This window comes from Hymenobacter lapidarius (genome assembly GCF_001816145.1).
Taxonomy (GTDB): Bacteria; Bacteroidota; Bacteroidia; order Cytophagales; family Hymenobacteraceae; genus Hymenobacter; species Hymenobacter lapidarius.
In genome coordinates this window covers 1-25,449 of sequence record NZ_MDZB01000122.1, presented here as the reverse complement: position 1 = coordinate 25,449, position 25,449 = coordinate 1, and the positions used below count along the sequence as shown (strand labels likewise).

Sequence of the window (25,449 nt, the reverse complement as noted above, 5' to 3'; positions counted from 1 at the left end):
GAACAAGGGCTCACGTTCTGCTTTTTACCCCCCTATTCGCCCGAACTCAACAAAATTGAACGCCTGTGGCGCCACTGCAAGCAGTACTGGCTGACCCCCACCGATTACGTCTGTGACCGAACCTTAGCCGAAAGGGTCGCCTATGTCCTCAAACACGTCGGAACTGAATACACCATTATTTTTGGCTGATTACTTAAAGCATTGTTGCGGAATTTTAAAGCCCCGTCGGGGCGGCACTCGTGCATCGAATGTCGCCCCGACGGGGCTTTAAAAATTCTTTTTCCTGACCTCATTACCAACATGCCGCCCCGCTGCGGTTGAGATTCAATACTCCGCAACTTAGGCCACCTTATCATTACAACCGGATGCAACTGGCGCGGCCTACCTTCGGCCACCATTCCCCAGGAAAACACCCACGCCATGCTAGACCAGACCGAAGTGCTGCACCACCTGTTGCAGGGCAGCCCGCTGCTGTTCTTTGCATACAGCGTGAGCGCCAGCCAGGTGCTTTATGTGAATGAGGCCTACGAGCAGCTATTCCCGGGGGCAAGCCGCGATACGGCCACTCAGGACCTGCCGCGCCTGCTGAGCTACCTGCCCGCCGAGGACCAGGCCTACGCCCTGACCTGCTTCACCGACTTGGCCAATGGCGAAATGCACGACGACCTGCTGCTGCGCCTGCAGCCGCAGCCCGAAGCCCCGCTGCGGTGGCTGAACGTGCGGGCCCACCGGGCCGTAGCCACCGACGGCCAGGTGCTGCTCTGCGGCACCGTGCAGGATGTGACCGTGGACCACGAGTACACGCGCAACGCCGACAAGTTCATGGCAAAGAAAAACACGACGCTGGAAATCCTGTCGCACGACTTGGCCGGGCCTCTCAACATGCTGCAGCATCTGGCCGGTTTTTTCCAGGAGCGGACCCAGTCGCTGCATGACCCGCAGCTGGAAAAAATGGTGCTTGTGATGCAGGAAACCTGTCGCGACAGCGTAAACCTCATTCGCGAGTTTGTGGACAGCGAGTTTGCTGAGTCGGCCAGCGTGCAGCTCAAGCGCGCGCGCGTGGACCTCACCGCCAACCTCCGCCAGGTAATGGACACCTACCAACGCTCCGAACACCTGGTGGCCAAGCATTTCAGCTTTAGCAGCACGCCCGAAGCAGTGTACATAGAACTGGACAACAACAAGTTTTTGCAGGTGATAAACAACCTGTTGTCCAACGCCATTAAGTTCACCCGCGAGGGCGGCCATATCTCCCTGGCGGTAGCGCAGCACCCCCAGCACGTGCTGGTAACGGTGGCCGATGACGGCGTGGGCATCCCCGAGCAATTTCAGCCCGTGCTCTTCGACCGGTTCACCCGGGCACGGCGGCCGGGTCTGCGCGGCGAGAAAACCACGGGACTGGGCATGTCCATCATCCAAACCCTGGTGCAGCTACACGGTGGCACCATTTGGTTTGAGAGCCGGGAAGGCGTGGGCACCACCTTCTACATCAAGCTACCCACCTGAGGCCGGCCGGAGTTTTTTCTTTTCTCATGCCACCGTCCCCTTCCCTGCCAGCTGGCGAAACCAGCTTCTTCACACTCCGCCTGCACGGCAGCATTGCGGCGGTCACTTTGCGCGAGTTGAAAGCCGAAGCCCAGCAGCGGCTGGCAGATGGCGGCGAGCCCCACCGGGTAATGAAGCAGTATTTCGCGGGCCTGGAAGCCGTGCTGGACCGGCCCCGCATCGGCCCCGCGTACTTCGACAACGAGAAGATGGCCGAGGCCCTGGCCGGCGAAATCATGATGCTGGAAGAAACCGGCTTTGGGGTGCACGGCTTCGCCATTTTGCCCAACCACGCGCATGTGGTGCTCCACCTGCCCGCGGCCAGTTCCCTCTCGTTTTCCAAAGCCCTCGACCTGCTGCACCTGCGCACCGGCACCGTTTGCCGGCGTCTGGTGCGCCCCAAGCTGCCGCCCGAGGCCCAGTTCTGGCAGGTGGGCGGTTTCGAATACACGGTGCAGGACGAGGGCGAGCTGACCCGGCTGCTGGCCTACGTGCGGGGCAATGCGCGCCAGGCCGGGCTGCCGGCGCGCTTTCAGGAGTGGCCGTACCTGGGGCCGGAAATGTAAGCTGCGCCGAACCCAGTCGGGGGCCTGCAGCCGTATGTGCGCATTCCTCGTCCCCGGTTGTTGCCGGCCTCTGCCATGCGTTCGCTCCTGCTGTTCCTTTTCGCCCTGCTGCTCGCCGCCCCCAGCCGCGCCCAAACCCAGCCGGATACCTTGCACCCCACCAGCCCCGACCGGCTGCTGCGCTATACCTACGCCAACGACTTCCTCGGCCGCACCGACTACTACTTCACCCAAGGCATGACCCTGACGCTGGTGCTGCCCAGCCTGGCGCGGCTGCCCACCCAGCGCCTGCTGCTTCGTGGACCGGCCGGCAGCACCCAGTACCACGGCCTCACGCTGCGCTACGACGGTTTCACGCCGCTGCGCATCCAGGACCCGTTTATTCGGGTGGGCGACCGGCCGTATGCGTCCTACTTCTACGCCTCGTTTTTCCGGGTGAGCAACCAGCCCACGCGCCGGCAGCGCCTCACCACGGCGCTGGAAGTGGGGTTCATCGGCCCCGGCACCTTCGCCAAAGAATTCCAGCAGGCCATTCACCGGGCCACCAACAACCCCGAGCCCCGCGGCTGGGACTACCAAATAGGAACCGATGCCGTGCTGGGCTACCGCGTGGCCTACGAGCGGCAGCTGCTGGCCGTCAGCCGCTTCGTGGAAGTGCTGGGCACGGCGGAGGCGTCAGTCGGCACCTTGTATACGTATGCTGGCGCCGGCGCTCAGCTACGGCTGGGCCTGCTGCAGCCCTACTTTTCCAGCCTGGGCGTGGCTGGCGCGGCAACCGTGCCGGGCAGCCGCAATGGCAGCTCTATGGCTATTCGTCGCTCCAGGGCCGTCTGGTGGGTTACGATGCCACGCTGCAGGGCGGCGTTTTCAATCAATCGAACCCTTATGAGCTTCCGGCCAGCGCGGTGGCGCGTACGGTACTGCGCAACACCACCGGACTGGTGCTGGCGCACAAAGGCTTCAGCCTGGAGGCTAATTCAACTTGGGTATCGCCTGAGTTCGACGGAGCCCGCACGCACCGCTGGGGGCAGCTGGTGGTAACGGCGGCGTTTTAGAAGTTGGGTTTGTGCGGTTAGTTGTGATTACCTGGGTAAAAAGCACGTCATGCTGAGCGCAGTCGAAGCACCTCGCGTGCCACCACTAATCTCAACGATTAAGTCACTATTGCAAGCGAGATGCTTCGACTGCGCTCAGCATGACGTTCTGATAGCGCGGCAATCAGCCAATACCACTCCCTATTTAGCCCGGTGAATAATCAATACCCCAGCTAGGATGATGGCCATGCCCAGCAGGTGCCACAGGTTGAAGGCCTCGCCGTCCAGGGCACCCCAGGCCAGGGCCACGATGGGAATAAGGTAGGTGCTGGAGGACGCAAACAGCGCCGTGGATTGCTGAATGAGCCGGTTGAACAGCACCATGGCCACAGCCGTGCTCATGGTAGCCAGCAGCGCGATGTAGCCAAAGGCCGTCCAGGCGCCGGGCACGGTGGATAACTTGTGCAAAAAGTCGGTGCCCGCCAACAAATAAGCCAGCGCGGGCCCGCCGATGAGCAGCAGTAGCACCGCCGTCACCGCCATTGGGGTCATGCCGCCCAGCTTGTACTTGATGACGTTGACGCTGATGCCGTAGCCGATGGTGGCAATCAGGATGTAGATGCCGTACCAGGCGTTGCCCTCGCCGGTGGGCGTGTCGGTGCCGCCGCTGCCGCCCAGCAGCAGCATCACCACCGTGCCCGCCAGGCCCAGCGCAATGCCCAGCACCCGCAGCCCCGTGAGCCACTGCCCAAAGAGCAGCGCGCCCACCACCAACGTAAACATTACCGTGAGGGCATTGAGCACGCCCGCCAGCCCGGAGGCCAGCTTGGTTTCGGCATAGGCAAAGAGAAACGCCGGAATGAGCGTACCCACCACACCACTCACTGCCAGCCACTTGAAGCGGCTGCGCTCTACCCGGCCCACGTGGCGCAAGGCAAAGGGCAGCAGCAGCAGCGCCGCCACGCTCACGCGGGTGGCGCCCAGCTCCATGGCCGAAAACACAACCAGGCCTTTTTTCATCAAAATAAAAGACGTGCCCCAGATGCACGCCAGCACAAGAAGCAGTAGCCAGGCCATGGGGGTGGTCACGCTCGGCGCGGTTAGGGCCGGAGCGGCGGCACCGCCGAGGCCTACTGCCCCCGAAGCTGCCGTTTGGGTTCCTTTGGCGGGATGGCCGGAGCCAGCCGCGGCGGGTGTGGGCACGGGTAATGTATCGGCAACAGATGGGGTTGGAGCAAGCATGGCGCAAAGGTACGGGCGGCCGCAACGGGGGTTCCTACCTTATTTCCAACCACCCGAACCGGAGTGTTGCTCTGGCTGTTTCATTCTTGCCGATTCCTGCCGTAATTTTGTAGTCCGGTTTCGTGCCGATTCAGTCTATGTCGCATCCGTTCAAGGCCGTTAGCCTGTCTTTTAAGAAAGCCCCGCTGGCCATTCGCGAGCTACTTTCTTTAGACGAGGCCGCTTGCCGCCGTTTCCTGCACACGTTGCACCACGATTTGGGTCTTTCCGACCTGCTCGTGCTGAGCACCTGCAACCGCACCGAAGTCTATTACGCGGCCGAAGAGGACCGCAGCCGCGAAATCATCCTCGCCCTGGGCCACCTCAAGGACCGCGCCGATGTCGGCCAGTTCCTCCCCTACTTCGACCTGCTGCCCGATGCCGACGCGGCCGTGCAGCACCTCTTCGAAGTAGCCATGGGCCTCGACGCCCAGGTAGTGGGCGACCTGCAAATCAGCAACCAGGTGAAAACGGCTTACCAGTGGGCCGCCGATGCCGACGCCGCCGGCCCCTTCCTGCACCGCCTGCTCCACACTGTGTTCTTCACCAACAAGCGTGTGCAGACCGAAACCAGCTTCCGCGATGGGGCCGCTTCGGTGAGCTACGCCGCCCTGGAACTGGTAGAAGAGCTGACCGCCGACGTGGCCAACCCGCGTGTGCTGGTGGTGGGCTTGGGCGAGATTGGCGCCGACGTGTGCCGCCACCTGGCCGCCAGCAAAGGCTTCGGCGACATCACTATCTGCAACCGCACCCGCGCCAAGGCCGAAGAGCTGGCCGAAGAGTGCGGCATGCGCCTGGTGGATTTCGAAGACCTGGTGCCCGCATTGAAGGAAGCCGACGTCATTATCTCCTCCATCAATCGCACGGAGCCGTTTTTCACCCGCGAGCTAGTGGAGAACCTCGACGTGCTCAGCTTTAAGTTCTTCGTGGACCTGAGCGTGCCCCGTAGCATTGGCTCCGATGTGGAGCAGGTGCCCGGCGTGCTGGTCTATAATATCGACGCCATTCAGAGCAAGGCCTCGGCTGCGCTGCAAACCCGCTTGGCGGCCGTGCCCCAGGTGCGCGCCATCATTGCCGAGAGCATTGCCGGCCTACAGGACTGGGCCAAAGAAATGATGGTCTCGCCGCTCATCCAAAAGATGAAGGCCAGCCTGGAAGCCATGCGCCAGGAGGAAATGGACCGCTACCAGAAGCGCGCCACCCCCGCCGAAAGCAAGCTCCTCGACGAAGCCACCCGCTCGCTGATGCAAAAGATTCTGAAGCAGCACGTGCTGCACCTAAAAGCCGCCTGCCGCCGCGACGACGGCGAGCACATGGTGGAGCTGCTGGGCGAGTTGTTTGACTTGGAAAAGCAGAACGAGGTAGCGTAGTTACTCCTTTTAAATTAAAAAAAGCCCCAACTCTAGCTAGAGTTGGGGCTTTTTTTTTTCAGTATGTCATGCTGAGCTTGCGAAGCATCCTATCAGGTCAGAACGAATTGTTCAGCGGTGATAAGATGCTTCACGAGCTCAGCATGACAGTCGGGGTTAGCGGTGTTCTGACTACTCGGCCATCATTGCTTCGCGGGCTTTGATGCGTACTTCGTTGTTCACGGCCGTGGGCACCACCGTCACCACCACGTACTTGGAAGTGGGCGTGTTGCTGATTTTGGCCACGCTGCCAATGGGAATCAACGGGTTGGCCTCGGGGAAATAAGCGCAAACGTTGCCCGTGGGAATGTCGTAGGGCACAGCCACAAACTTTTCCACCCGCCGTTCTTCGCCCTTGAAGTGGCTCGTGATGTCAATAAGGTCTTTGGCTTTGAGGCCGCGGTCGGCCATGTCCTTCTCGTTCATGAACAGCACGCGGCGCTCGCCCTTGATACCGCGGTATCGGTCGTTGTACTCGTAGATGGTGGTGTTAAATTGGTCGTGGCTGCGCACGGTCATCATCACCAATTGGCCTTCTTCCAGCGTATGCTTGTCCAGCGTGGTGGTGCTGAAGTTGGCTTTGCCGTTTTCGGTGGTGAATTTCCGCTCGCGGGGGCCGTTGGGCAGGTAGAATCCGCCGGGCTCGCGCAGCTTCCGGTTGAACTCCTCGAAGCCAGGAATGACGCGCGAGATATGGTCACGGATAACGTCGTAGTTCTCCGTCATGGCCACCCAGTCGGCGATGTTGGTTTTGTCGCCTAGCGTGGCAATGGCCATGCCGCTGATGATGGCCACTTCGCTCATCATCTCGCCGGCCAGCGGCACCAGAATGCCCTTGTTCTGGCTCACTACGCCCATCGAATTCTCGCAACTGGTCATCTGGTGGCCGGACTTCTGCATGTCGATGTCGACGTGCGTGAAGCAGGGCAGCAGCAGGCTGGTTTCGCCGGTCACGAGGTGGCCACGGTTGAGCTTGGTGCCCACGTACACCGTGAGTTTCTGCCGGCGCATGGCCTCGGCTATTACCTCGGTGTCGGGGCCGGCCGCAAGCAGATTGCCGCCCAGGCCAAAATACACCTTGGTTTTGCCCAAGCGCATGGCCTTGATGGCCTCCACTACGTCGTAGCCGTCTTCGGTAGGCGGCGAGAAGTTGAACTCCTTGCCCAAGGCATCGCGGAATTTCGGCGAAACCCGCTCCCAGATGCCCATCGTGCGGTCGCCCTGCACGTTGGAGTGCCCGCGCACCGGGCAGGTGCCCGCGCCGGGTTTGCCAATGGCACCTTTCATGAGCTGCAGGTTCACAATCTCCTGAATGGTTTCCACGCCCTTGCGCTGCTGCGTGACGCCCATGGCCCAGCAGGTCACAATTTTCTGCTTGTGAGCCAGCAAGTTGGCCGCTTCCAGCAGCTCAGCGCGCGACACGCCGCTTTCGGTCTCAATATCTTCCCAGCTGGTGTTGCGGATGTTTTGCTCAAACGACTCGAAGCCGGTGGTGAACTCGGCCACGAAAGCGTGGTCTACCACTTGGCCGGGGTTCAGGTCCTCGGCTTCGAAGAGGTGCTTCATGATGCCGCGCAGCAGGGCCATGTCGCCGTCCACGCGCACCTGCAGGTACACATCGGTGAGCTGGGTGCCATCGCCGAGCAGCGCGCCCAGGGCCCGCAGCGGGTTCATGAAATCCTGGGGATTTTTGAACGCCACGAGGCCGGCTTCCACCAGCGGGTTCACACTGATGATTTTGGCGCCGTTGCGCTTGGCCTTTTGCAGGGCCGAGAGCATGCGGGGGTGGTTGGTGCCCGGGTTCTGGCCAATGATGAGGATTACCTCGGCTTCTTCCAAGTCGTTGAGCGTGACGGAGCCTTTGCCCAGGCCCAGGGTCGGGCTCAGGGCCGAACCGCTGCTCTCGTGGCACATGTTGGAGCAGTCGGGCAGGTTGTTGGTGCCGAACTGACGCACAAACAGTTGGAACAGGAAGGCCGGCTCGTTGGGCACCTTGCCCGAGGTGTAGAACACCGCTTCGTCGGGGTTTTCGCAGTCATTCAGCTCCTTGGCAATGATGTTGAACGCATCGGGCCAGGAAATGGGCGAATAGTGGTTGTCGTTGGGGCGCTTCACCATGGGGTGCGTGAGGCGGCCGGCGTTGTTCTGGTCGCGGTCGGTCATGCGCGAAAGCTCAGCCAGGCTGTGCTTGGCGAAGAACTCGGGACCGGCGGCCTTGTCGTCGGCGTCAGAGGCGGTGGCTTTGGCCCCGTTCTCGCAGAATTCGGCTACCGAGCGGTGCTCGTCCGGGTCGGGCCAGGCGCAGCTCGAGCAGTCGAAACCGTTTTTCTGATTGAGGCCCAGCAGGGCCCTGGAGCCCCGGCCCACGCCGCCTTCGGCCCAGCTGAACTGCATGGATTTAATCACGGCCGTGACGCCGGCCGCCACCCGCTGCTGGGCTTCCAGCTTGAGGCCGGTAAGCGCTTCCGGCGGCTGGGCCAACACGGGGTTCAGGTATTTGGCACCAGCTACTTCGGGGGCAGGAATGTGAGCGTGCACGTGCGTACGATTAGGTTCGGAGCTGTAGTTGTCGGGGGCCGGCGCTTTGCCCTGGTCGGGCCGCTCACCGCTTTTGGGGGCGTTGTCCTCAGCCAGTTGCTGGTGAATCTTGCCAGCCTTGCTGGGGTCGGTTTTGGGTGAGTCTTCCATTATACGAGTGCTAATTTTTGAATATTAAATGTTGAATTCAGGGAGCGTCAGGTTACTCGGGTCGAATGCACACCGCAATTCGCGCACTCAGGATTCAAATCTCAACCCTCAACACTGGCTCTAGTGGCGGCAGTCCAGGTCTTTCTCAACCAAAATACGGAGGCGCTGGTTTTCAGGCAGTAGCAAGTCGTGCGTAAAACCGTTCTGGTCGGTCTCAACCCACGTTTTAGCCAAGGTAAAGGGCACCAGCACCGTGATGGCGCCCGGCTCGTAATGCACTTGCACGGGCTCGGCAAGGCCCGCTGATTGCGGGGCTTCGGAGCCACGCTGCAGGGCGTAGGTAAGTTGCTGTTCTGCCGTGGTCCCGAAATGCACCGTGGACGCCACGCGGCCGGTGGTCGCGAATTCCTGTATTTCGGAGCCGGAAAGGCGCAGCCGCAGTGTGTCGTCTTCGATGCGAAGTTTCATGGATTGAAGAGCTATAAGGGGCTTAACTCCAAATGTAACGTAAAGCCTGTGCGGTCGTTGCAGGCAGCTATACTAATTAAGCAAAATTCCTGGCCGCGTCAGTTTCCGCCCTCGGTCAGGCGCCAGCCGTGGCTGTATACGTTGTAGCGCCCCTGTCGCACAAAGCCCAGCACGGTCATGCCAAAACTTTCGGCGGCCTGCACCGCCAGGCTACTGGGGGCGCCCACGGCGGCGATAATGCCAATGCCCGCCGCAGCGGCTTTCTGCACCAATTCGAAGCTTACGCGGCCGCTCACCAGCAGCACGTGCTGGTGCAGGGGCAGCCAATCGGCCAGCAGCGCAGCGCCAATTACCTTGTCAAGGGCATTGTGGCGGCCCACGTCTTCGCGCAGCAGCAGCAGCTCGCCGGCCGGCGTAAACAGCGCGGCGGCGTGCTGGCCGCCGGTTTGCTCGAAGCTGGCCTGGGCGGCGCGCAGGCGCTCGGGCAGCTGGTGGACCGTTTCGTATGCGAGGTATGGGCCGGCGGTGGGCAGCACGGGGCACGAGGCGGTGCGCACGGCGTCGATGCTGGTTTTGCCGCACACGCCGCAGCTGGAGCTGGTGTAAAAATGCCGCTCCATGGCTGCAAAATCCACCTTGACGTGGGCGGCGAGTTCGGCACGGGTCACGTTGCCGGCTTCCTCGGCCTTCTGCACATCGGGGCACGGAATGATGCCCAACACGTCGGCTTTGTGCTGAATGATGCCTTCGGTGAGCAGGAAGCCGGCGGCAAGCTCCTCGTCGTGGCCGGGCGTGCGCATGGTCACGGACAGGGTGCGGTGCTGGCGCTGGCCGGCTACCTCGTAGCCCACGCGGATTTCCAGCGGCTCTTCGGCCGCCAGCTGGTCTGAAGCGGATATAGGCGGGCCGGCGCCGCTCACTTTCTGAATGGTGGCAAACTCGTAGCTAGCGGCGGGCAATAGAATGGCTGGCTCCATGAGAGAACAAAGAATTAGTCAGGAGTAAGAAAATAAAATACCGGCTCATTAACAGAATATTAGAGGAAAAGAGCGCCAGATACCCAAGCATCTTGTACAGCAAACGATTCCGGTGGTAAGCAGCAGGTTTTATGAGGTTAAAACAGTATATTGCGATGGGCTGTTCCGTGCAAGCGGTGGTGCAAGGTCACCAATCAAGTATTGAGTACGGCTTTCCCGACGCTTCCAGCTGACACGGTCCTGCGCCTTTTACTTATCGGGTTAAGAATTTCTATTGTTGGTCATGCGCGTGCTGCCCAGTACTCCTGCATCTGCCGTGTGCGTTGCCGCTCAGTGCGACGCAGACTTGGTACGCGCGCTGGCTCAGGACAACGAGAAAGCCTTTGCTGAAATTTACGAGCGGTACTGGCGGCCCCTGCACCAGCAAGCCGTGCGCAAGCTGGGCCGAGCCGAAGACGCCGAGGAAGTGGTCCAAGACTTATTTGTGACGCTGTGGAACAAGCGCCGCACCGCCAGCATCCAGCAGTTGGACGCGTACTTGTTTTCGGGTCTCAAATACAAGATTATCGACTGCATCCGGGCCCAGCTGGTGCGCAAAGCATACGCGGCTACGGCTCCCCAACCCCACAAAACACCCAGCTGCTGCACCGAAGAAACCCTGGCCGCCGCCGACCTCTCGCTGGCCCTCGACGCCAGCGTGCGCAGCCTGTCGGGCCACACCCAAGAGGTTTTTCGGCTTAGCCGGGTCGAACACCAGTCGGTGCCCGAGATAGCCGCCCGCCTCCAGGTTTCGCCCAAAACAGTGGAGTACCACCTCTCTCGCTCCCTGCGCCTGCTTCGCCGCTACCTCAAAGATTTTTTGGTGGTGGTGGCGGTGGCGCTGCAACTGGCCAGCTAGGCCAAACCAAAGGCTGCAGTGGCTTCGTTCGCTCACGCGCAGGCGGCACACAGCTTGCAGAATAGTGCTGAAGTGTGAGCCAGAATAAAAAAAAATTGGGACCTGACTAGGGTAAACCGAACGTGGCCCGACTAGAAGATACCGGGCCTTCTATCGGTCTGCTCTTCATGAAGCCATCCTACTTTTCTGAGTTGCTGAAACGCTACTTGCACGACGACTGCACCGAGGGCGAAGCCTGGACGGTGGACCAATGGTATGAAGCCCGCGACATGCCCCGGCCCGCCGGCCTGCCCACCCCGGCGGAAGAAGCCGTTGCCAAGGAAAAAATGTGGCAGCAGGTGCAGTACCGCATAGAGCCGCGGCCCACGCGGTGGCACACGCCCGCTCTGCGATGGGCAGCAGCAGCCGTGGTCACGCTGGGGCTGGGTGTGGCAGGGCTGGCAACGCGGCAGCCCACCGCCAGCCCACGCCCGGCAAGCGGCCGCGAGGCGGCGGTGCAAGTTCGCACCGCCCGGGGCTGGGTTACCTGCACCAACGCAACGCGCCGCCCGGCCCAGGTGCTGCTGGCCGATGGCAGCACCGTCGCCCTGCAGCCCGGCAGTCGCCTGCGCTACCCGCGGCGGTTTGCGGGGCCAGACCGGTGGGTGGAACTGAGCGGCGAAGCCTTTTTTGAGGTAGCGCACGACGCGGCCCACCCTTTCCGGGTACGCACCGCCCAACTCGAAACCACGGTGCTTGGCACCAGCTTCACGGTGCGGGCCTTTCCGGGCCAGGCCGAGGCGGCCGTGATGGTGCGCACCGGCCGCGTGCGCGTGGTGGCCAACGCAGTGGCTGATGCGCAAAAGACCGGCCGGGCACACGCCGGTATTCTGCTGCTGCCCAACCAGCAGGTGGTGTACTCGCCCGCGGTGCGCGAGCTGCGGCGCGAGCTGGTAGCCCAGCCCGCCGTGCTTCAGCCTCAGGCCCTCACCTTCACAGAGCGGCCCGTGACGGAGGTGCTGGCCTCGCTGCAAACGGCCTACGGGGTGCCCATCCTCTACGATGGCGCGGCGCTGGCCAGCTGCACCGTGAGCCTGGCCTTTGGGCAGGAGTCGCTGGATGACAAGCTGAGCCTGCTCTGCAAAACCCTAGGCGCCACGTACGAGCGGGCCCATGAAAAAATCATTTTCCGCAGCCGCGGCTGCCGAGGCGAATAGCCGCGTGCCCTTGCTCTTATCCATCCTCAAAACCCACCAAATCATTTTTCCCATGAGTCGTCTCTTACAAACCTCTCTTCGTTTTGGTCGGCGCTCCCGCTCGCTGCTGGCCCTGCTGGTGCTGCTGCTGGCGGCCGGGGCGGTGGCCGCGGCCCGCCCCGCCGCCGACAACGTGCTGGCGCGCCACGTGACCCTGCAACTGGAAGCACAGCCCGTGAAAACGGTGCTCACCACCATCGAAGGCCAGCTCGGCATCCGCTTTCTCTACAGCCAGCAGCTCATCGGCGCCGAGCGCAGGGTGAGCGTGCAGGCCGTGGACCAACCCTTGAGCGGCGTGCTGCAAACGCTGCTGGAACCGCTACGCATCAACTACGAAGTGGTGACCAGCGGCATTTTGCTGGCGCCACGGCCCGCCGCGGCCCCGCTGTTGGCGGCTGATGTGCCCGTGACGGGCCGGGTGCTGGACGCCGGAGGGCAGCCCATGGCGGGCGCCACGGTGCTGGAACAAGGCACCAACAACGGCACCGGCACCGACAGCGAAGGACGGTTTGCGCTACGCGTGCAGGAGGGCGCCACGCTGGTGGTGTCGGCCATTGGCTTCAAAACGCAGCAGATTCCGGTGAATGGCCGCGCCACCATTGAGGTACGGCTGTCCGTGAGCGCCACCGACCTGACCGATGTGGTGGTGGTGGGCTCGCGCGGCCTGCCCCGTACCGACGTGGAGCGGCCCTCTCCCGTGGACGTGCTTAATGCCAAGGAGCTGCAAGCCACTGGCCAGACCGATTTGGGCCAGCAGGTGCAGTTCAACTCGCCTTCGTTCAACTCGGCCAAAACCGGGGTGAACGGCGTGGCCAACTACGCCGACCCCGCTTCACTGCGCGGCCTCTCGCCCGACCAGGTGCTGGTGCTGGTGGACGGCAAGCGCCGCCACCAGTTTTCGGCCCTGAACCTGAACGTAACGGTGGGCTCGGGCACGGTGGTGACGGACCTGAACGCCGTGCCCTCGCTGGCCATTGAGCGCATTGAGGTGCTGCGCGACGGCGCGGCGGCCCAGTACGGCTCCGACGCCATTGCGGGCGTGATTAACCTGGGGCTGAACAAGAGCACGGGCGTGGCCACGGTGCGCACCCAGTACGGCATCACGCAGGAGGGCGACGGCGCCCAGTACCTGGCCGGGGCCAATTACGGCCTCAAGCTGGGCAAAACCAACCCCGGCTACGTCAACTTCACCCTGCAATACCAGCGCCAGGAGCAAACCAACCGCAGCGACAACTACGTGGGCGGCATCTACTCGCCATTTCCGGCGCTGCCGGCCCAGCCCACGGCGGCACAGATTGCCACCGAAAACCGACTGCGGACGGAGCGCGGCAACATTTACCCGCAGGTGGGGCAGCCGTTTAAGGTGGGCGTGTATGGCAGCAACCAGGCCAATATCTATCAGGGTTTTTATAACCTGAGCGTGCCGCTGGGCAGCGCCGGGTGGTCGATTTACAGCTTTGGCGGGGTGTCGCGCAAGGACATTCTGGCCTACGGCTTTTTCCGCAACGCGCAACCCAACAACGTAAACTACAGCCCGGTGCAGCCCAACGGTTACCTGCCCGAACTGCCCGGCCGCAGCGACGACTACTCCGCCGTGGTGGGCCTGAGCCGCAAGCTGGCCGGCGGCTGGAACCTGGATTTCAGCACCGGCTACGGCTATAATTACCTCGACCTAGAAGCCAACAATACCTCCAACCCATCGATGGGTGCCAATTCGCCCACCGATTTCTTCGTGGGCCGTAGCGCCTTCGGGCAGAGCACGAGCGAGGTGAACGTATCGCGCAACTACGCGGGCCTGTTCGGCACCAAGTCGTTCAACGTGGCCCTGGGCAGCCAGTTCCGGGTCGACCGGTTCCAGCTGGAGCGGGGCAGCCCGGAGTCCTACTTCGTGGGCCCGTTTGCGCTGGCGGCGGCGGCCACGCCCACCTCGCCGGCCCGCACGGCTAAAGCGCCCGGCTCGAGCGGCCGGCCGGGCATTGCGCCCGACGACGAAACCAACACCACCCGCTCCAACGTGGGCGTGTACGTGGACGTGGAGAGCGACGTGACCGAGCGCCTGCTCCTGACCACGGCCCTGCGCTACGAAAACTACTCGGACTTCGGCAGCAACATTTCGGGCAAATTCGCTTCCCGCTTCAAAGTGACCGAGGGCGTCTCGCTGCGCGGCTCCATCAACCGCGGCTTCCGGGCGCCGTCGCTGCAGCAAATCTTCAACAGCGTGACCACCTCCACGGTACAGTCGGGGGTGATTGTGCAAACCAAGCAGCTGCGCAACGACGACCCCCGCCTGGTGCCGCTGGGCGTGGCCGACCCCAAAGCCGAAACTTCCTGGAACTACAGCGTGGGCGTGGCCGCCCGGCTTACCGAAAGCTTGCTTTTCACCCTCGACGCGTATCAGATTGATATTTCCGACCGCATTATCAACAGCGAGCGGCTGATTAAGGGCAGCGCGGCCGCCAACACGGGCATAAAGGCCCTGCAAACGCCTGCTTTCGACGGCATCAGTGAAATCCGCTTCTTCACCAACGCCATTGATACCCGCACCCGCGGCATCGACCTAGTAACGACCTACAAAACCGACTTTAGCGAGCGCAGCCGCCTGAGCACCAGCCTGGCCCTGACCTTCAACGCCACCAACATCGTGGACACGCGCGACACGCCAGCGGCCCTTCAAGCCGGCACTCCCAACCGTATTCTATTGATTGACACGGTGAGCATTGGGCTGATTGAGCGGGCGCAGCCGCGCCAGAAGGTGCTGCTTTCGGCCACGTACCAGCTGGGCAAGTTCAGTATCACGCCCCGCGCCTCGTACTTCGGCTCGGTTACGGCCTTTGAGAAACCCACGGCTTCGGCCGCGCGCCCCAACCCGCCCCACATCAGCCAGAAATTTGCCGGCAAAACCTTGTTCGATTTGGCCCTGGTGTACAACCCCGCGCGGGTGGTGTCGGTGACGCTGGGCGCCAACAACATCACCAATGTGTACCCCGACAAGGTGGATTCGGCCCGCTTTGCGAGCTACTCCAACGGCGAAATCCCCTACTCGCGCAACGTGGCCCAGTTCGGCTTCAACGGCGCCTACTACTACACCAACGTCACGCTGACGTTCTAACCACGGCCACAACTCAAATATTGGGAACGACCGTCATGCTGAGCGTAGCCGAAGCATCTCTACCACGAAGAGTAATTGATTACTAATGCGGTAGAGATGCTTCGGCTACGCTCAGCATGACGTTATTTTTTCTTTCTATTAATCCTGATAAACCCCATGACCAACCTGGTCCTGCTGCTGGTGTGCCTGGGACTGGGCGCGGCGCTACGGCGCTGGCAGCTGGTGCCGCCGGGGGCGCACGGCGTGCTCAACCAGCTGCTCATTGCGGTGCTGCTGCCGGCGCTCACGTTTCTGCACCTGGCCGAGGCGCGGCTCGACCAGCGGTTTTTGCTGCCCATGCTCATGCCGTGGCTGATTTTTGGGGCGGCGTGGCTGTTTTTTGCGGCGGTGGGGCGGCGGCTGGCGCTGCCCCGCGGCACGGTGGGCGCCCTCATCCTCACGGGCGGTATCAGCAGCGTTTCGTTTGTGGGTTTCCCCATTTTTGAGCTGCTCTACGGCCGGGCCGGGCTCGAAATGGGCATTGTGATGAGCGTGGCCGGCTCCATTCTGATTTGCGTGACGTTGGGCGTGGTAGTGGGCTCGCTATATGGCGCGGCCACGCCTTCCTGGAAAGCCATGGTGGGCAACATGCTGCGGTTTCCGCCGTTTCTGGCGTTCGTGCTGGCGCTGGGGGCCAATGCGCTGGGCTACCGCCACCCGGCATTGGTGCGCGGGGTGCTGGAGCGGCTCAGCTCGCCGTATTCGGTAATTGCGCTGCTCTCGGTGGGCCTGCAGATGCGGCTGCTGGTGCCGCGGGCGCAGCTAAAAATGCTTAGCCTGGGCCTGGGCTACAAGCTGGTGCTGGCCCCCCTGCTGGTGTGGGCCGTGTACCGGGGCCTTGCCCAGCACCACGGCAGCACGGTGGATTTGTGCGTGCTGGGCGCGGCCATCGGCCCCATGAACACCGCTGCCGTCGTGGCCGACCGCTACGGCCTCGACCCGCCACTTGCTGCCCAAATGGTAGGCCTGGGCATTCCGCTCTCGCTGCCGCTGCTGGCCGCGCTGGGCTGGTGGCTCACGGCGCACTGAAACCTTTGTCATCTTTGGGGCACGGCCCCTTTCCGCTACCTCACGCTTTGCCGTCATGACCGTTAAAAAACTCAGCCGCAACCTCACCTTCTGGGTGCTACTGGCCATCGTGACCGGGGCCCTGCTGGGGCATTTCCAGCCGGCTACGGCCGTCAAAATGGAATTCCTGGGCAAGCGCTTCATCGACGTGGTGAAGCTGTTTATTAATCCCATTATTTTTCTCACCATCACGCTCGGCATCAGCACCATGGGCGACCTGAAGAAAGTGGGGCGCATCGGGGGCAAGGCCTTGCTGTACTTCGAAATTGTGACTACGCTGGCGCTGGTCATTGGGGTGGCGGTGGCGGCGGTGGTGCGGCCCGGCGACGGCGTATCGGTGGGCAAGCTGAGCACCGACAAAGTGGGCGAATTCACGAAGCGGGCCGGCGATTTTTCGTGGGGCCACTTTCTGGCCGACAACCTGACGCTGCAGGTGCTGCTGCTGTCCATTGTGCTGGGCGTGGTGCTCAGCAAGTATGCCGGCCGCAAATCCATCATTCTCTTTTTGAAACAAGCCTCCAAGTACGTGTTCCGGGGGCTGCACTACGTGATGCTGCTGGCCCCCATCGGGGCGTTTGGCGGCATGGCCTACACCATTGGCAAGTATGGCATTGCTACGCTGCTGCCGCTGGGCAAACTCATGGTGACGGTGTACGTGACAATGGCTTTGTTCATTTTTATCATTCTGGGGGGCATTCTACGCTATTGCCGCATCGGCATGCTTTCGTTTTTGAAGTACATCAAGGCCGAGCTGCTGATTGTGCTGGGCACGTCGTCGTCAGAAGCTGGCCTGCCGGGTCTGATGGAAAAGCTGGAGCGCATGGGCTGCGCCCAGCCGGTGGTGGGCCTGGTGGTGCCCACGGGCTACTCCTTCAACCTCGACGGCACCACCATCTACCTTTCGCTGGCCACGCTTTTCCTGGCCCAGGTGTTCCACATCGATTTATCGGGCGCGCAGATTCTGACCATGATGGGCATTCTCATGGTAACCAGCAAGGGCGCGGCCGGCGTGGCGGGCAGCGGCTTTGTGGTGCTGGCCAGCACGCTCACGGCGCTCAAAGTCATTCCGGTAGAGGGCCTGGCCCTGCTGCTGGGCGTTGACCGGTTCATGTCCGAAGCCCGCTCCATCACCAATTTCATTGGCAACGGTGTGGCCACCATCTTCCTGGCCCACAACGAAGGTGCCCTCGACCACGACATGGCCGAGGAAGCGCTGGGGAAGCGTTTGAAGCCGTTCCGCTGGCGCAAGGATTACACGAGCGGCGAGTACCTGGGCGAGGTGGCCGAGCAAGCCAGCGAGGCCGCGCGCCTGCTGAAAAACAAACAGGAGGGGCCATTGTAGATTTTATGCGTTCGGGCGCTCGGGCCGGGCGCGGGCTCGCAGAGTTGGCGCTCCTGGCCGACCTTTGCTCCCGTGGAACCCTCAACCCTGACCCAATCCGAACCCCGCCCCGCCCCTGCCCGCCCGCCCATCCGCTTCGACCGCAACGAGCTGGCCGGGGCTTTTGGCGACCTGGGCACCGACCTGCCGCTGCTCATCGGCGTCATCGCGGCGTCGGGGGTCGATAGCGCCGGCGTGCTCGTTCTGTTTGGGCTGATGCAGGTGTTTTCGGGGCTGTGGTACCGCATGCCCATGCCCGTGCAGCCCCTCAAGGCCTTCGCCGCGCTGGTCATTGCCCAGAAAATTCCCGGGCGGGTCATTTTTGGCGGCGGGCTGGCCATCGGCATCAGTATGTTTCTGCTGTCGGTAACGGGGCTGATTGATGCCCTGGCGCGGCTGGTGCCCAAGCCCGTGGTGCGCGGCATTCAGTTTGGGCTGGCCCTGCAGCTGGCCACGCTGGCCCTGAAGCAGTACGTGCCCGCCGATGGCCTGCCGGGCTACGCGCTGGCGGCGGCGGCCTTTATCATCACGGTGGTGCTGCTGGGCAACCGGCGCTGGCCAGCAGCGCTGGCCGTCATTGCGCTGGGCGTGGCGTATGCGCTGGTTTTCAAGCTGGACCTGGGCACGGCGCAACGGGCCATTGGCCTGCGCCTGCCCACCTGGCACGTCCCGCAAATGGCCGATATTCTGACCGGAGCCGTGCTGCTGGCGCTGCCCCAGATTCCGCTGTCGCTGGGCAACTCGGTGCTGGCCACCCGCCAGATTGCCGCCGACTACTTCCCCGAACGCAACCTGACGGTGCGCAAAATCAGCTTCACCTACTCGCTCATGAACCTAGTGAGCCCGTTTTTGGGCGGCTTTCCGGTGTGCCACGGCTCGGGCGGCATGGTGGGGCACTACGCATTTGGGGCGCGCACGGGCGGTTCGGTGGTGCTCTACGGGGTCTTATTTCTGACGCTGGGCCTGTTTTTCAGCCAGGGATTCCAGCAGGTGGTTCAGATTTTTCCGCTCCCAATCTTGGGCGTGCTCCTGCTGTTTGAAGCCCTGACGCTGGCCGCGCTGCTGCGCGACATCAGCAGCAGCCGCACCGATTTGGTGGTGGCGCTGCTGGTGGGCCTGCTGTGCGCCGGGCTGCCGTATGGCTATCTAGTGGGCCTGGTGGTGGGTACAGGCGTGTACTACGCCATCCAGCGCGGCTGGGTGGCGCTGGGGAAGCACTAAACTGTCACCGTGACTACCCGCGTGTCAACTCCCGAAGCCCCCCCATTCCCCATCCTACTTCCAGCGCTAATCCGTGGCCGGTGGCGGCGCCTCGCCATTCGTCTTGCGCAGCGGTAGCTCCGGCACGAATAGCGTCATTACCAGCCCGCTAACCACCAGCAGGATGTTGATGAAATAAACCCGAGAAATGCCTTTGGAGAAGGCCGCGCGCATCCGCGGGGAGGTGGCAGCAGGCAGCGCGGGGCCTTCCGCAACTACCGTTTGCGCGGCGGGCCGCAGAGACGGCACGGTGGAAGTGGGTATGCTTTGCGTCAGGGTGAGGGTGAGCACCGTGCCGAGCACAGAGGCGGTGATGGCGCCGCCAATCTGCCGGAAAAACTGGCTGGCCGAGGTGGCCTGGCCCAACAGGCGCGGCTCAATAGCGTTTTGAATGGCCAGCGTGTAGAGCGGCATGGTGGGCCCCAGGCCGATGCCGCACAAGAAGAGGTAGCTCAGTATCCGGTAGTAGCTCACGTCAGCCGGCATGGTGGCCAGCAGCGACAGCCCCCCCAGCAACACCACCAGGCCCGACAGCATCCAGCGCTTGTAGTGGCCGTAGCGCGACACCATTTGCCCCGCCAGCAACGACCCCAGCACCACGCCCATGGACAGCGGAATGAGGCTGACCCCGGCTTTAGTGGCCGACACGCCCAGCACGTTCACCATGAACAGGGGCTGGAAGATGATGATGCCCAAAAAAGCGCCGCCCAGCAGAAACAGCGCCGCATTGGCGGTGCGAAACACCGGGTTTCGGAACAAGCCAAAATCCAGAATCGGGTTTTCGTGGCGCAGGCTGCGCAGCACGAACGCCACGATGGACGTGACCGACACGGCCAGCAGGCCGAGCGTGAACGGGTCGGTCCAGCCATACACGGCCTTGTTGAGCTGCAACGCCATCACCAGCGGCACCAGGCCCAGCATCAGCAGCCCGGCCGAGAGGTAATCGAACGGTTTGGGCTGGCCGCGCGGGCGCAGGGCGGGCATCTGGGTCAGGATGAACCAGAGCGCCAGCAGGCCCAGCGGCAGGTTCACGTAGAACACCAGGCGCCAGCCCGCCACGCCGGGAATCAGGCCGCCGCCATTATCGGTGAGAAAGCCCCCTAAAAACGGCCCCAGCACCGACGAAGTGCCAAAAACCGCACCTGTGAAGCCCTGGTAGCGCCCCCGCTCGGCGGGCGGAAACAAGTCGGCAATGATGATGAAGGCCATCGCAAACAGCCCCGCCCCGCCCAGGCCCTGCACGGCCCGGAAAATCACCAGCTGGTTCATGCCATCGCCCAGCAGCGGCAGCGGGCCAAACTCGCCGGCCAGCCCGCACAGCATCGACCCAATGAGGAAAATAATGACGGCCGTTACCTCAATGGTGCGCCGCGAGTACATATCAGCCAGCTTGCCATAAATGGGCACCAGCGCCGTGCTGGCCACCAGATACGCCGTGGCTACCCACGTAAACCGCTCCAGCCCGTTCAAATCGGCCACAATACGCGGCAGCGCCGTGGACACAATGGTCTGGTCGAGCGCGCCCAAGAACATGGCCAGCAGCACGCCGCCAAACGTGAGCATTTTCTGCCGGTGGGCGAGGGTATTGGCGGGCGTGGCGGGGGTAGGCATGGGGAAAACCAGAACGTCATGCTGAGCTTGTCGAAGCATCTCTACCGCTTCGTTGAGCCGATTGAATTACTGTTGCGGTAGGGATGCTTCGACAAGCTCAGCATGACGTTTTTAAAAATATAGTCCGCCGCCTACAGCAGCGAGCGAATCCAGCCCCCGTCTACGGCAATGGAGGTGCCGGTGATGTAGCTGGCGCGCTCCGAACACAAAAAAGCCGCGAGCGCCGCAAATTCTCGGGGCTCGCCCAGGCGGCGCATGGGGATTTCGGCTTCCCACCGGGCCGTGGCGGCGGCGGCCGAAATGCCGTCGCGCGCGGCCAGGGCATCGGCCAGGCTCACCACCCGTTCGGTACGGGTGTAGCCGGGCAGAATGTTGTTGACCGTGACGCCGAACGGCGCGACTTCGTTGGCCAGCGTGCGGGCCATGCCGGTTACGGCCGCCCGCAGGCTGTTCGAGAGCAGCAGGTTTTCCACCGGCTGCTTGGCCGCGATGGACGTTACGTTCAGAATCCGGCCCCAGCCCCGCTCCTTCATGCCGGGCAGCACGGCGCGGGTCAGCTCCACCACGCTCGTGAGCAGCAGGTGCGTGGCCGATTCCCACATTTCGCGGCTCAGCGTGTCGAAGGTGCCGGCGGGTGGGCCGCCAGCATTGGTCACCAGCACATCCACGCGGCCAAACCGGTCCAGGGCGGCCTGCACCACGCGGGCCACATCGGCCGGGTCGGCCACGTTGGCCGGCACGCCGAGCACGGGCACGCCGGTGGCCGCCGCAATGGCCGCGCACGTTTCCTGCAGCGCCTCATTGCCGCGGGCGCAGAGCACCAGCGAGGCGCCTTCCGTGGCCAGCTCTTCGGCCACGGCGCGGCCCAGGCCCTTGCTGGCTGCCGCCACCAAGGCTACTTTTCCTTTAAGTCCGAGGTCCATACGGCTATTTCTGGCGCAGGTAATCGTCGGACTTATCCAGCCAGTCCTGCCGGGGCGGGCTGAAAATATCCACGTCCAGGGTGTCTTCCAGGGCCTCGGCCGTGTGCGGCACGTTGGACGGAATGTGCAGCACCTCGCCGGCCCGCACAATGATTTCCTCGCCGTCCTCTGCCCCGATGTGGAAGCGCAAGGCCCCTTCCAGAATGTAGGTAATCTGCTCGTTGATGTGGTGGTGCAGGGGCACCACGCAGCCTTTTTTGAGGTACACATGGGCCAGCATCATGTCGTTGCCGGTGATGAGGCGCCGCGACAGCTGGTCCGACAGCTGCTCCTTGGGCATGTCCTCCCAGGTGTATTTTGTAGCGGATTGGGTTTCTTCCATGAGGTCTTTGGATGGGTTTTGGTGGGTTGTTAGAAGGTCATGCCGAGCGCAGCCGAGGCATCTCGCCTGCAATACTACACCCGCACCCGGCTGGCCACCGCCGACACGCACAGGCCCATCACCGCAATCAGCGCAAACGACACCCGCAGGTTGGTAGCCCCAGCCACCAACCCAATAATGGGCGGTCCCAGCAGAAACCCCAGAAAGCCAATCGTCGAAACCGACGTCAGGGCCATGCCGGCCGACATGTGCTTCGAGCGGCCCGCTGCGCTGTACACCAGCGGCACCACCGCCGATGTGCCGAACCCGACCAACAGAAAGCCGAACAGCGCCGTGCTCAGTACCGGCAGGAGCACCGCAATGAGCAGGCCGGTGGCCGTGAGCAGGCCGCTGAGCTGAATCACGCGCCGGGCGCCCAGCCGTTCGGCCAGCTTGTCGGCCCCGAAACGGCCCAGGGCCATGGTGCTCATAAAGGCGACATAGCCCGCGCCCACCCAGTTTTTATCAGCCTGGATTACCTTCTTGAAATACACCCCGCTCCAGTCAAACATCGCCCCCTCGCAGATGAGGGCACAAAAAGCAATGGCGCCCAGGCCCAGCAACTGCTTGTCGGGCTTCACGAAAATGGGCTGATTGGGGTCTACGCCCGCGTCTTCGCGCACGGTGTAGCCGGCGCTCACCGCCAGCCCCGCCCCCATCAGCAAGGCAATGAGCAGGAAGTGCACGCCCGGCGGCACGGCGTGGCCAATCATAAATGAGCCCACGGCCGCCGCCACAAACCCGGCCAGGCTCCAGAGCCCATGGAACGAGGCCATGATGGGCTTGTGCTTGTACAGCCGCTCCACGCCCACGGCCTGGGTATTCACCGAAATATTGGTCAGGTTGCCGCCCACGCCAAACAGGACCAGGCAGGGTATCAATTGGTAAAGATTGCTGGCCCAGCCTGCGGCTACCAGGGCGGCGGCGTACAGTACCACGCCCCACAGCACCACCTTGCGACTGCCCTCTTTGGCCACCAGCCAGCCCGTGGCGGGCAACGACAGCAGCTGGCCCAACGGCAGCGCCAACAGCACCAGGCCCAGTTGCGCCTCCGAAATGCCCATGCGCTGCTGCACGCTCGGAATGCGCGAAGCCCAACTGGCAAAGCACAGCCCCAACAGAAAAAACAAAGCGCCCACCGCCAGGCGGTGGGCTTTGCGGGAAATGGGCGGGGCCGGAGCAGTCAATGAAATCATCACGTAAATCTTTTCGTCCCGGGCACCGGGCGGGGGGCCGTTTCTCGCTATATGTCTAGCAAATCACAAGCTTCCCCAACGCCGGCCAGCGCCCACTAGTTGCTTTTTTTGCTAAAGCCGCGGCTCAACTCCAACAAACGTTCCCGCTCTAAAATCAGAGCCAATCAGGACCGCAACAAGCAGAAGGATACTGCTTTCCACGGGCTGCTCTCTAACAAATGCCAGCCCGCAAAAGCGCCCGCTAGCTAGCCGCCAATGGTGGCCATGCTCTCGAAGCTGAGCTGGTGCAGGGGGCGCTGCCGTTCGGCCTCAAAGCCGTTGGCAGCCCGGAAACGGAACGCGGCGGCCAGCGCAGCCGCTATTTCGTCGTCGTCCTTGCCGCCGCGGAGCAAGGCCCGCACGTCGAGCACGCCCTGGTCGTAGAGGCAGGTTTTGATGCCGCCTTCGGCCGTCATGCGCAGACGGTTGCAGGTGCCGCAGAACGTGCGCGAATACGCCGCAATAATGCCCACGTGGCCCTGGTGGCCCGCAATGGCATAGTCCGAGGCCGTGGCGCCGGCCGCCATGGCCAGCGGGGTGAGCTCGCCAAAGTGCTGCTCCAAGTGCTGGCGAATGCGGACGTGGTTCCAGGGCAGGGAGTCCGGCCCGGCTTCGTGGCTGCCGCCGTTGAAAGGCATTTCCTCGATAAAGCGCACGTCTACGGGCAGCGTGCGGCTGAGCTCGGCCAGGGGAACCAGGGCGTCGATGTTCTGCCCATCCATCACCACGGCGTTGATTTTCACCTTGACACCAGCTTCGAGCAGCGCGTAGAACGTTTCCATCACGCGCGGCAGCTCGTCGCGCCGCGTAATGCTGGCAAACCGGGCGCGGTCCAGCGTGTCGAGGCTGAGATTCACGGCTTTCACGCCCAGGCGGGCCAGGGCCGGCACGTGGGGCGCGGTGAGCACCCCGTTGGTAGTCAGGCTAATGTCCTCTATGCCGGGCAACTGGGCCAGGCGCTCCATGAAGGGCACCAGGTCGCGCCGCACGAAGGGCTCGCCGCCGGTAAGGCGCACTTTGCGCACGCCCATGGTGGCCAGCAGGCCGGTGAGGCGCAGCATTTCCTCGTAGCTCAGCAGCTCGTGCTTGGGCATATACTTGATGCCTTCTTCGGGCATGCAGTAGAAGCAGCGCAGGTTGCAGCGGTCGGTCACGGCCAGGCGCAGGTATTCCAGCGGCCGGCCGTGCTGGTCGTATAGAGTAGACGCCACATTGGTGGCCGCAGGGGAAACAGTTGGTAGCACTTTTATCACCAAATTTGTCGGGCTGTACGTAAGACACCCCGCTTGCGCTAAACCCCCAATTACCAAAAGGTGTTCAGGTGGGGTACATGGCAGGGACCACAGCCCTGCCCAGCACCGGTACACGCCACTATTTTACGTCGAAAGATATGTCTTTAAAAGTCTCTTTGTTCGGCATTACCCGCGACATCGTGGGCACCTCGGTTATTGAGCTGCCCGCCCCCGCCCCCGCCACGGTGGGCGAGCTACTGGCCGAAATGCGCAAGCAATACCCCGCCCTGGGCGAGCTGCGCAGCTGCGCCGTGGCCGTAAACAACGAGTACGCCGCCCACGACCACCCCCTGCGCACGGTAGACGAAATTGCCCTCATTCCGCCCGTAGCCGGCGGGTAGAAAATCAGTTGGCAGTGAGCAGTTATCGGTGAACAGTTTCGTTCAGACAAGAGGCAACTGCTCACTGTTAACTGCTCATTGTTAGCTGACAAATGACTCCTCACCTCTCCATTACCGACCAGCCCATAGCCGTAGCCGCTGCCCTTGCCGCCGTGCAAACCGATGCCGCGGGCGCGGTCAATGCTTTCATAGGCACGGTACGCAACCAGTCGGGGGGCCGCCCGGTGCGCCGGCTGCACTATGAATCCTACGACAGCATGGCCCTCACGCAGCTCGGCCACGTGGTGGCGCAGGCGTATGAAAAGTGGCCCATGCTGCAGGAAGTGGCCGTGGTGCACCGCAAAGGCACCCTGGAACTGGGCGATGTGGCCGTGGTGGTGGCCGTGGCCACGCCGCACCGCGCCGAAAGTTTCGCTGCCTGCCAGTTCATCATCGACACGCTCAAGCAGGTGGTGACTATCTGGAAGCGCGAGGAGTATGAAGACGGGACTGAGTGGGTGGCGGCGCATCCATAAGGCAGGCCCACAATAATTTACCTTGCTGAACGCAGTGAAGACCTTAATCACGCCTGGTGTTCGGCCTCATCTGGAGTCTGAGCCGCCTGCTCCATTTCTCGCGGGCCGACCAGGTGGTGGCGGTGTTCTGCGGCTCCAAAAAGTCGCTGGTGC

General features: G+C 62.8%; 23 protein-coding genes and 1 pseudogene. 15 read left to right on the top strand and 9 right to left on the bottom strand.

The genetic code is table 11. The features are described from left to right. The 5 genes and pseudogenes from BEN47_RS20405 to BEN47_RS23055 form a co-directional block, all read left to right on the top strand. Positions 1-189, top strand: a 189-nt coding sequence (locus BEN47_RS20405) for a transposase (RefSeq protein WP_193427150.1), incomplete at its 5' end; no start/stop codon positions are given. 231 nt (positions 190-420) lie between these two features. Next, positions 421-1,506 (top strand): sensor histidine kinase, encoded by a 1,086-nt coding sequence (locus BEN47_RS13905; protein ID WP_070729000.1) that lies wholly within the window; start codon positions 421-423, stop codon positions 1,504-1,506. Positions 1,507-1,532: 26 nt separating this feature from the next. Next, on the top strand, positions 1,533-2,111 hold the full coding sequence (locus tag BEN47_RS22250) for a hypothetical protein (RefSeq protein ID WP_070728999.1): 579 nt from the start codon (positions 1,533-1,535) through the stop codon (positions 2,109-2,111). Positions 2,112-2,186: 75 nt separating this feature from the next. Continuing rightward, positions 2,187-2,867: pseudogene (locus tag BEN47_RS22245) on the top strand (lipid A-modifier LpxR family protein); the annotation flags it as partial. 77 nt (positions 2,868-2,944) lie between these two features. After that, positions 2,945-3,166, top strand: coding sequence for a lipid A-modifier LpxR family protein (locus BEN47_RS23055; RefSeq protein ID WP_438830504.1), 222 nt, complete (start codon positions 2,945-2,947; stop codon positions 3,164-3,166). A gap of 180 nt (positions 3,167-3,346) precedes the next feature. Here the strand turns inward: BEN47_RS23055 and BEN47_RS13890 are convergent, their stop codons facing one another. Continuing rightward, entirely contained in the window at positions 3,347-4,387 is a 1,041-nt protein-coding gene (locus BEN47_RS13890; RefSeq protein ID WP_239691616.1) for a DMT family transporter, read from the bottom strand. Positions 4,388-4,524: 137 nt separating this feature from the next. Between BEN47_RS13890 and hemA the strand changes: the two genes are divergently transcribed. Further along, on the top strand, positions 4,525-5,796 hold the full coding sequence (gene hemA / locus BEN47_RS13885) for a glutamyl-tRNA reductase (RefSeq protein WP_070728997.1): 1,272 nt from the start codon (positions 4,525-4,527) through the stop codon (positions 5,794-5,796). A 171-nt stretch (positions 5,797-5,967) separates the two neighbouring features. Here the strand turns inward: hemA and BEN47_RS13880 are convergent, their stop codons facing one another. The 3 genes from BEN47_RS13880 to fdhD all read right to left on the bottom strand — a co-directional run bounded on the left by BEN47_RS13880 (position 5,968) and on the right by fdhD (position 9,968). Further along, complete coding sequence (locus tag BEN47_RS13880; RefSeq protein ID WP_083322427.1) at positions 5,968-8,523, bottom strand: FdhF/YdeP family oxidoreductase; 2,556 nt, start codon at positions 8,521-8,523, stop codon at positions 5,968-5,970. A 120-nt stretch (positions 8,524-8,643) separates the two neighbouring features. Next, a complete protein-coding gene (locus BEN47_RS13875) occupies positions 8,644-8,991 on the bottom strand; it encodes a DUF7009 family protein (RefSeq protein WP_070728996.1) in 348 nt (115 codons plus the stop codon). A 98-nt stretch (positions 8,992-9,089) separates the two neighbouring features. Further along, positions 9,090-9,968, bottom strand: coding sequence for a formate dehydrogenase accessory sulfurtransferase FdhD (gene fdhD, locus BEN47_RS13870; protein ID WP_070728995.1), 879 nt, complete (start codon positions 9,966-9,968; stop codon positions 9,090-9,092). A gap of 283 nt (positions 9,969-10,251) precedes the next feature. Here fdhD and BEN47_RS13865 point away from each other — a divergent pair, with 283 nt between their 5' ends. The 6 genes from BEN47_RS13865 (at position 10,252) to BEN47_RS13840 (ending at position 18,919) form a co-directional block, all read left to right on the top strand. Beyond that, positions 10,252-10,866, top strand: a complete 615-nt coding sequence (locus tag BEN47_RS13865; protein ID WP_070728994.1) for an RNA polymerase sigma factor — start codon at positions 10,252-10,254, stop codon at positions 10,864-10,866. Between the two features lie 167 nt (positions 10,867-11,033). Then, positions 11,034-12,062: a FecR family protein gene (locus BEN47_RS13860; protein ID WP_083322426.1), complete on the top strand. Its 1,029-nt coding sequence runs from the start codon at positions 11,034-11,036 to the stop codon at positions 12,060-12,062. Between the two features lie 52 nt (positions 12,063-12,114). After that, positions 12,115-15,210, top strand: coding sequence for a TonB-dependent receptor (locus BEN47_RS13855; protein ID WP_125921681.1), 3,096 nt, complete (start codon positions 12,115-12,117; stop codon positions 15,208-15,210). A gap of 156 nt (positions 15,211-15,366) precedes the next feature. Then, the gene (locus BEN47_RS13850) at positions 15,367-16,278 is read left to right on the top strand and encodes an AEC family transporter (RefSeq protein WP_070728991.1); all 912 of its coding nucleotides are present in this window, start codon (positions 15,367-15,369) and stop codon (positions 16,276-16,278) included. A 55-nt stretch (positions 16,279-16,333) separates the two neighbouring features. Next, positions 16,334-17,659, top strand: coding sequence for a cation:dicarboxylate symporter family transporter (locus BEN47_RS13845; protein WP_083322424.1), 1,326 nt, complete (start codon positions 16,334-16,336; stop codon positions 17,657-17,659). A 72-nt stretch (positions 17,660-17,731) separates the two neighbouring features. Further along, entirely contained in the window at positions 17,732-18,919 is a 1,188-nt protein-coding gene (locus tag BEN47_RS13840; RefSeq protein ID WP_070728990.1) for a putative sulfate/molybdate transporter, read from the top strand. A gap of 66 nt (positions 18,920-18,985) precedes the next feature. Here BEN47_RS13840 and BEN47_RS13835 read toward each other — a convergent pair whose 3' ends face one another. The 5 genes from BEN47_RS13835 to moaA all read right to left on the bottom strand — a co-directional run bounded on the left by BEN47_RS13835 (position 18,986) and on the right by moaA (position 24,392). After that, complete coding sequence (locus BEN47_RS13835; RefSeq protein WP_239691615.1) at positions 18,986-20,569, bottom strand: MDR family MFS transporter; 1,584 nt, start codon at positions 20,567-20,569, stop codon at positions 18,986-18,988. A 131-nt stretch (positions 20,570-20,700) separates the two neighbouring features. After that, a complete protein-coding gene (locus tag BEN47_RS13830) occupies positions 20,701-21,492 on the bottom strand; it encodes an SDR family oxidoreductase (RefSeq protein ID WP_070728989.1) in 792 nt (263 codons plus the stop codon). Positions 21,493-21,496: 4 nt separating this feature from the next. Continuing rightward, positions 21,497-21,874, bottom strand: coding sequence for a cupin domain-containing protein (locus BEN47_RS13825; protein WP_070728988.1), 378 nt, complete (start codon positions 21,872-21,874; stop codon positions 21,497-21,499). 74 nt (positions 21,875-21,948) lie between these two features. Beyond that, on the bottom strand, positions 21,949-23,109 hold the full coding sequence (locus tag BEN47_RS13820) for an MFS transporter (RefSeq protein WP_070728987.1): 1,161 nt from the start codon (positions 23,107-23,109) through the stop codon (positions 21,949-21,951). Positions 23,110-23,354: 245 nt separating this feature from the next. Further along, a complete protein-coding gene (gene moaA, locus BEN47_RS13815; RefSeq protein ID WP_239691614.1) occupies positions 23,355-24,392 on the bottom strand; it encodes a GTP 3',8-cyclase MoaA in 1,038 nt (345 codons plus the stop codon). A gap of 146 nt (positions 24,393-24,538) precedes the next feature. On the opposite strand from moaA, the gene BEN47_RS13810 reads away from it, so the two are divergent. The 3 genes from BEN47_RS13810 to BEN47_RS21035 all read left to right on the top strand — a co-directional run. Next, positions 24,539-24,781, top strand: coding sequence for a MoaD/ThiS family protein (locus BEN47_RS13810; RefSeq protein WP_070728985.1), 243 nt, complete (start codon positions 24,539-24,541; stop codon positions 24,779-24,781). A gap of 92 nt (positions 24,782-24,873) precedes the next feature. Next, on the top strand, positions 24,874-25,296 hold the full coding sequence (locus tag BEN47_RS13805; RefSeq protein ID WP_070728984.1) for a molybdenum cofactor biosynthesis protein MoaE: 423 nt from the start codon (positions 24,874-24,876) through the stop codon (positions 25,294-25,296). A gap of 56 nt (positions 25,297-25,352) precedes the next feature. Then, positions 25,353-25,449 (top strand): bile acid:sodium symporter (locus BEN47_RS21035; protein ID WP_317039518.1); only part of this gene is annotated, 97 nt, incomplete at its 3' end.

What these genes read in the sequence shown, in the direction of transcription:
- BEN47_RS13905 (WP_070729000.1), top strand. Translation starts at nt 421, where the DNA reads ATGCTAGACCAGACCGAAGTGCTGCACCACCTGTTGCAGGGCAGCCCG.
- BEN47_RS22250 (WP_070728999.1), top strand. Translation starts at nt 1,533, where the DNA reads ATGCCACCGTCCCCTTCCCTGCCAGCTGGCGAAACCAGCTTCTTCACA.
- BEN47_RS13890 (WP_239691616.1), bottom strand. Translation starts at nt 4,387, where the DNA reads ATGCTTGCTCCAACCCCATCTGTTGCCGATACATTACCCGTGCCCACA.
- hemA (WP_070728997.1), top strand. Translation starts at nt 4,525, where the DNA reads ATGTCGCATCCGTTCAAGGCCGTTAGCCTGTCTTTTAAGAAAGCCCCG.
- BEN47_RS13880 (WP_083322427.1), bottom strand. Translation starts at nt 8,523, where the DNA reads ATGGAAGACTCACCCAAAACCGACCCCAGCAAGGCTGGCAAGATTCAC.
- BEN47_RS13875 (WP_070728996.1), bottom strand. Translation starts at nt 8,991, where the DNA reads ATGAAACTTCGCATCGAAGACGACACACTGCGGCTGCGCCTTTCCGGC.
- fdhD (WP_070728995.1), bottom strand. Translation starts at nt 9,968, where the DNA reads ATGGAGCCAGCCATTCTATTGCCCGCCGCTAGCTACGAGTTTGCCACC.
- BEN47_RS13865 (WP_070728994.1), top strand. Translation starts at nt 10,252, where the DNA reads ATGCGCGTGCTGCCCAGTACTCCTGCATCTGCCGTGTGCGTTGCCGCT.
- BEN47_RS13860 (WP_083322426.1), top strand. Translation starts at nt 11,034, where the DNA reads ATGAAGCCATCCTACTTTTCTGAGTTGCTGAAACGCTACTTGCACGAC.
- BEN47_RS13855 (WP_125921681.1), top strand. Translation starts at nt 12,115, where the DNA reads ATGAGTCGTCTCTTACAAACCTCTCTTCGTTTTGGTCGGCGCTCCCGC.
- BEN47_RS13850 (WP_070728991.1), top strand. Translation starts at nt 15,367, where the DNA reads ATGACCAACCTGGTCCTGCTGCTGGTGTGCCTGGGACTGGGCGCGGCG.
- BEN47_RS13845 (WP_083322424.1), top strand. Translation starts at nt 16,334, where the DNA reads ATGACCGTTAAAAAACTCAGCCGCAACCTCACCTTCTGGGTGCTACTG.
- BEN47_RS13835 (WP_239691615.1), bottom strand. Translation starts at nt 20,569, where the DNA reads ATGCCTACCCCCGCCACGCCCGCCAATACCCTCGCCCACCGGCAGAAA.
- BEN47_RS13830 (WP_070728989.1), bottom strand. Translation starts at nt 21,492, where the DNA reads ATGGACCTCGGACTTAAAGGAAAAGTAGCCTTGGTGGCGGCAGCCAGC.
- BEN47_RS13825 (WP_070728988.1), bottom strand. Translation starts at nt 21,874, where the DNA reads ATGGAAGAAACCCAATCCGCTACAAAATACACCTGGGAGGACATGCCC.
- BEN47_RS13820 (WP_070728987.1), bottom strand. Translation starts at nt 23,109, where the DNA reads ATGATTTCATTGACTGCTCCGGCCCCGCCCATTTCCCGCAAAGCCCAC.
- BEN47_RS13810 (WP_070728985.1), top strand. Translation starts at nt 24,539, where the DNA reads ATGTCTTTAAAAGTCTCTTTGTTCGGCATTACCCGCGACATCGTGGGC.
- BEN47_RS13805 (WP_070728984.1), top strand. Translation starts at nt 24,874, where the DNA reads ATGACTCCTCACCTCTCCATTACCGACCAGCCCATAGCCGTAGCCGCT.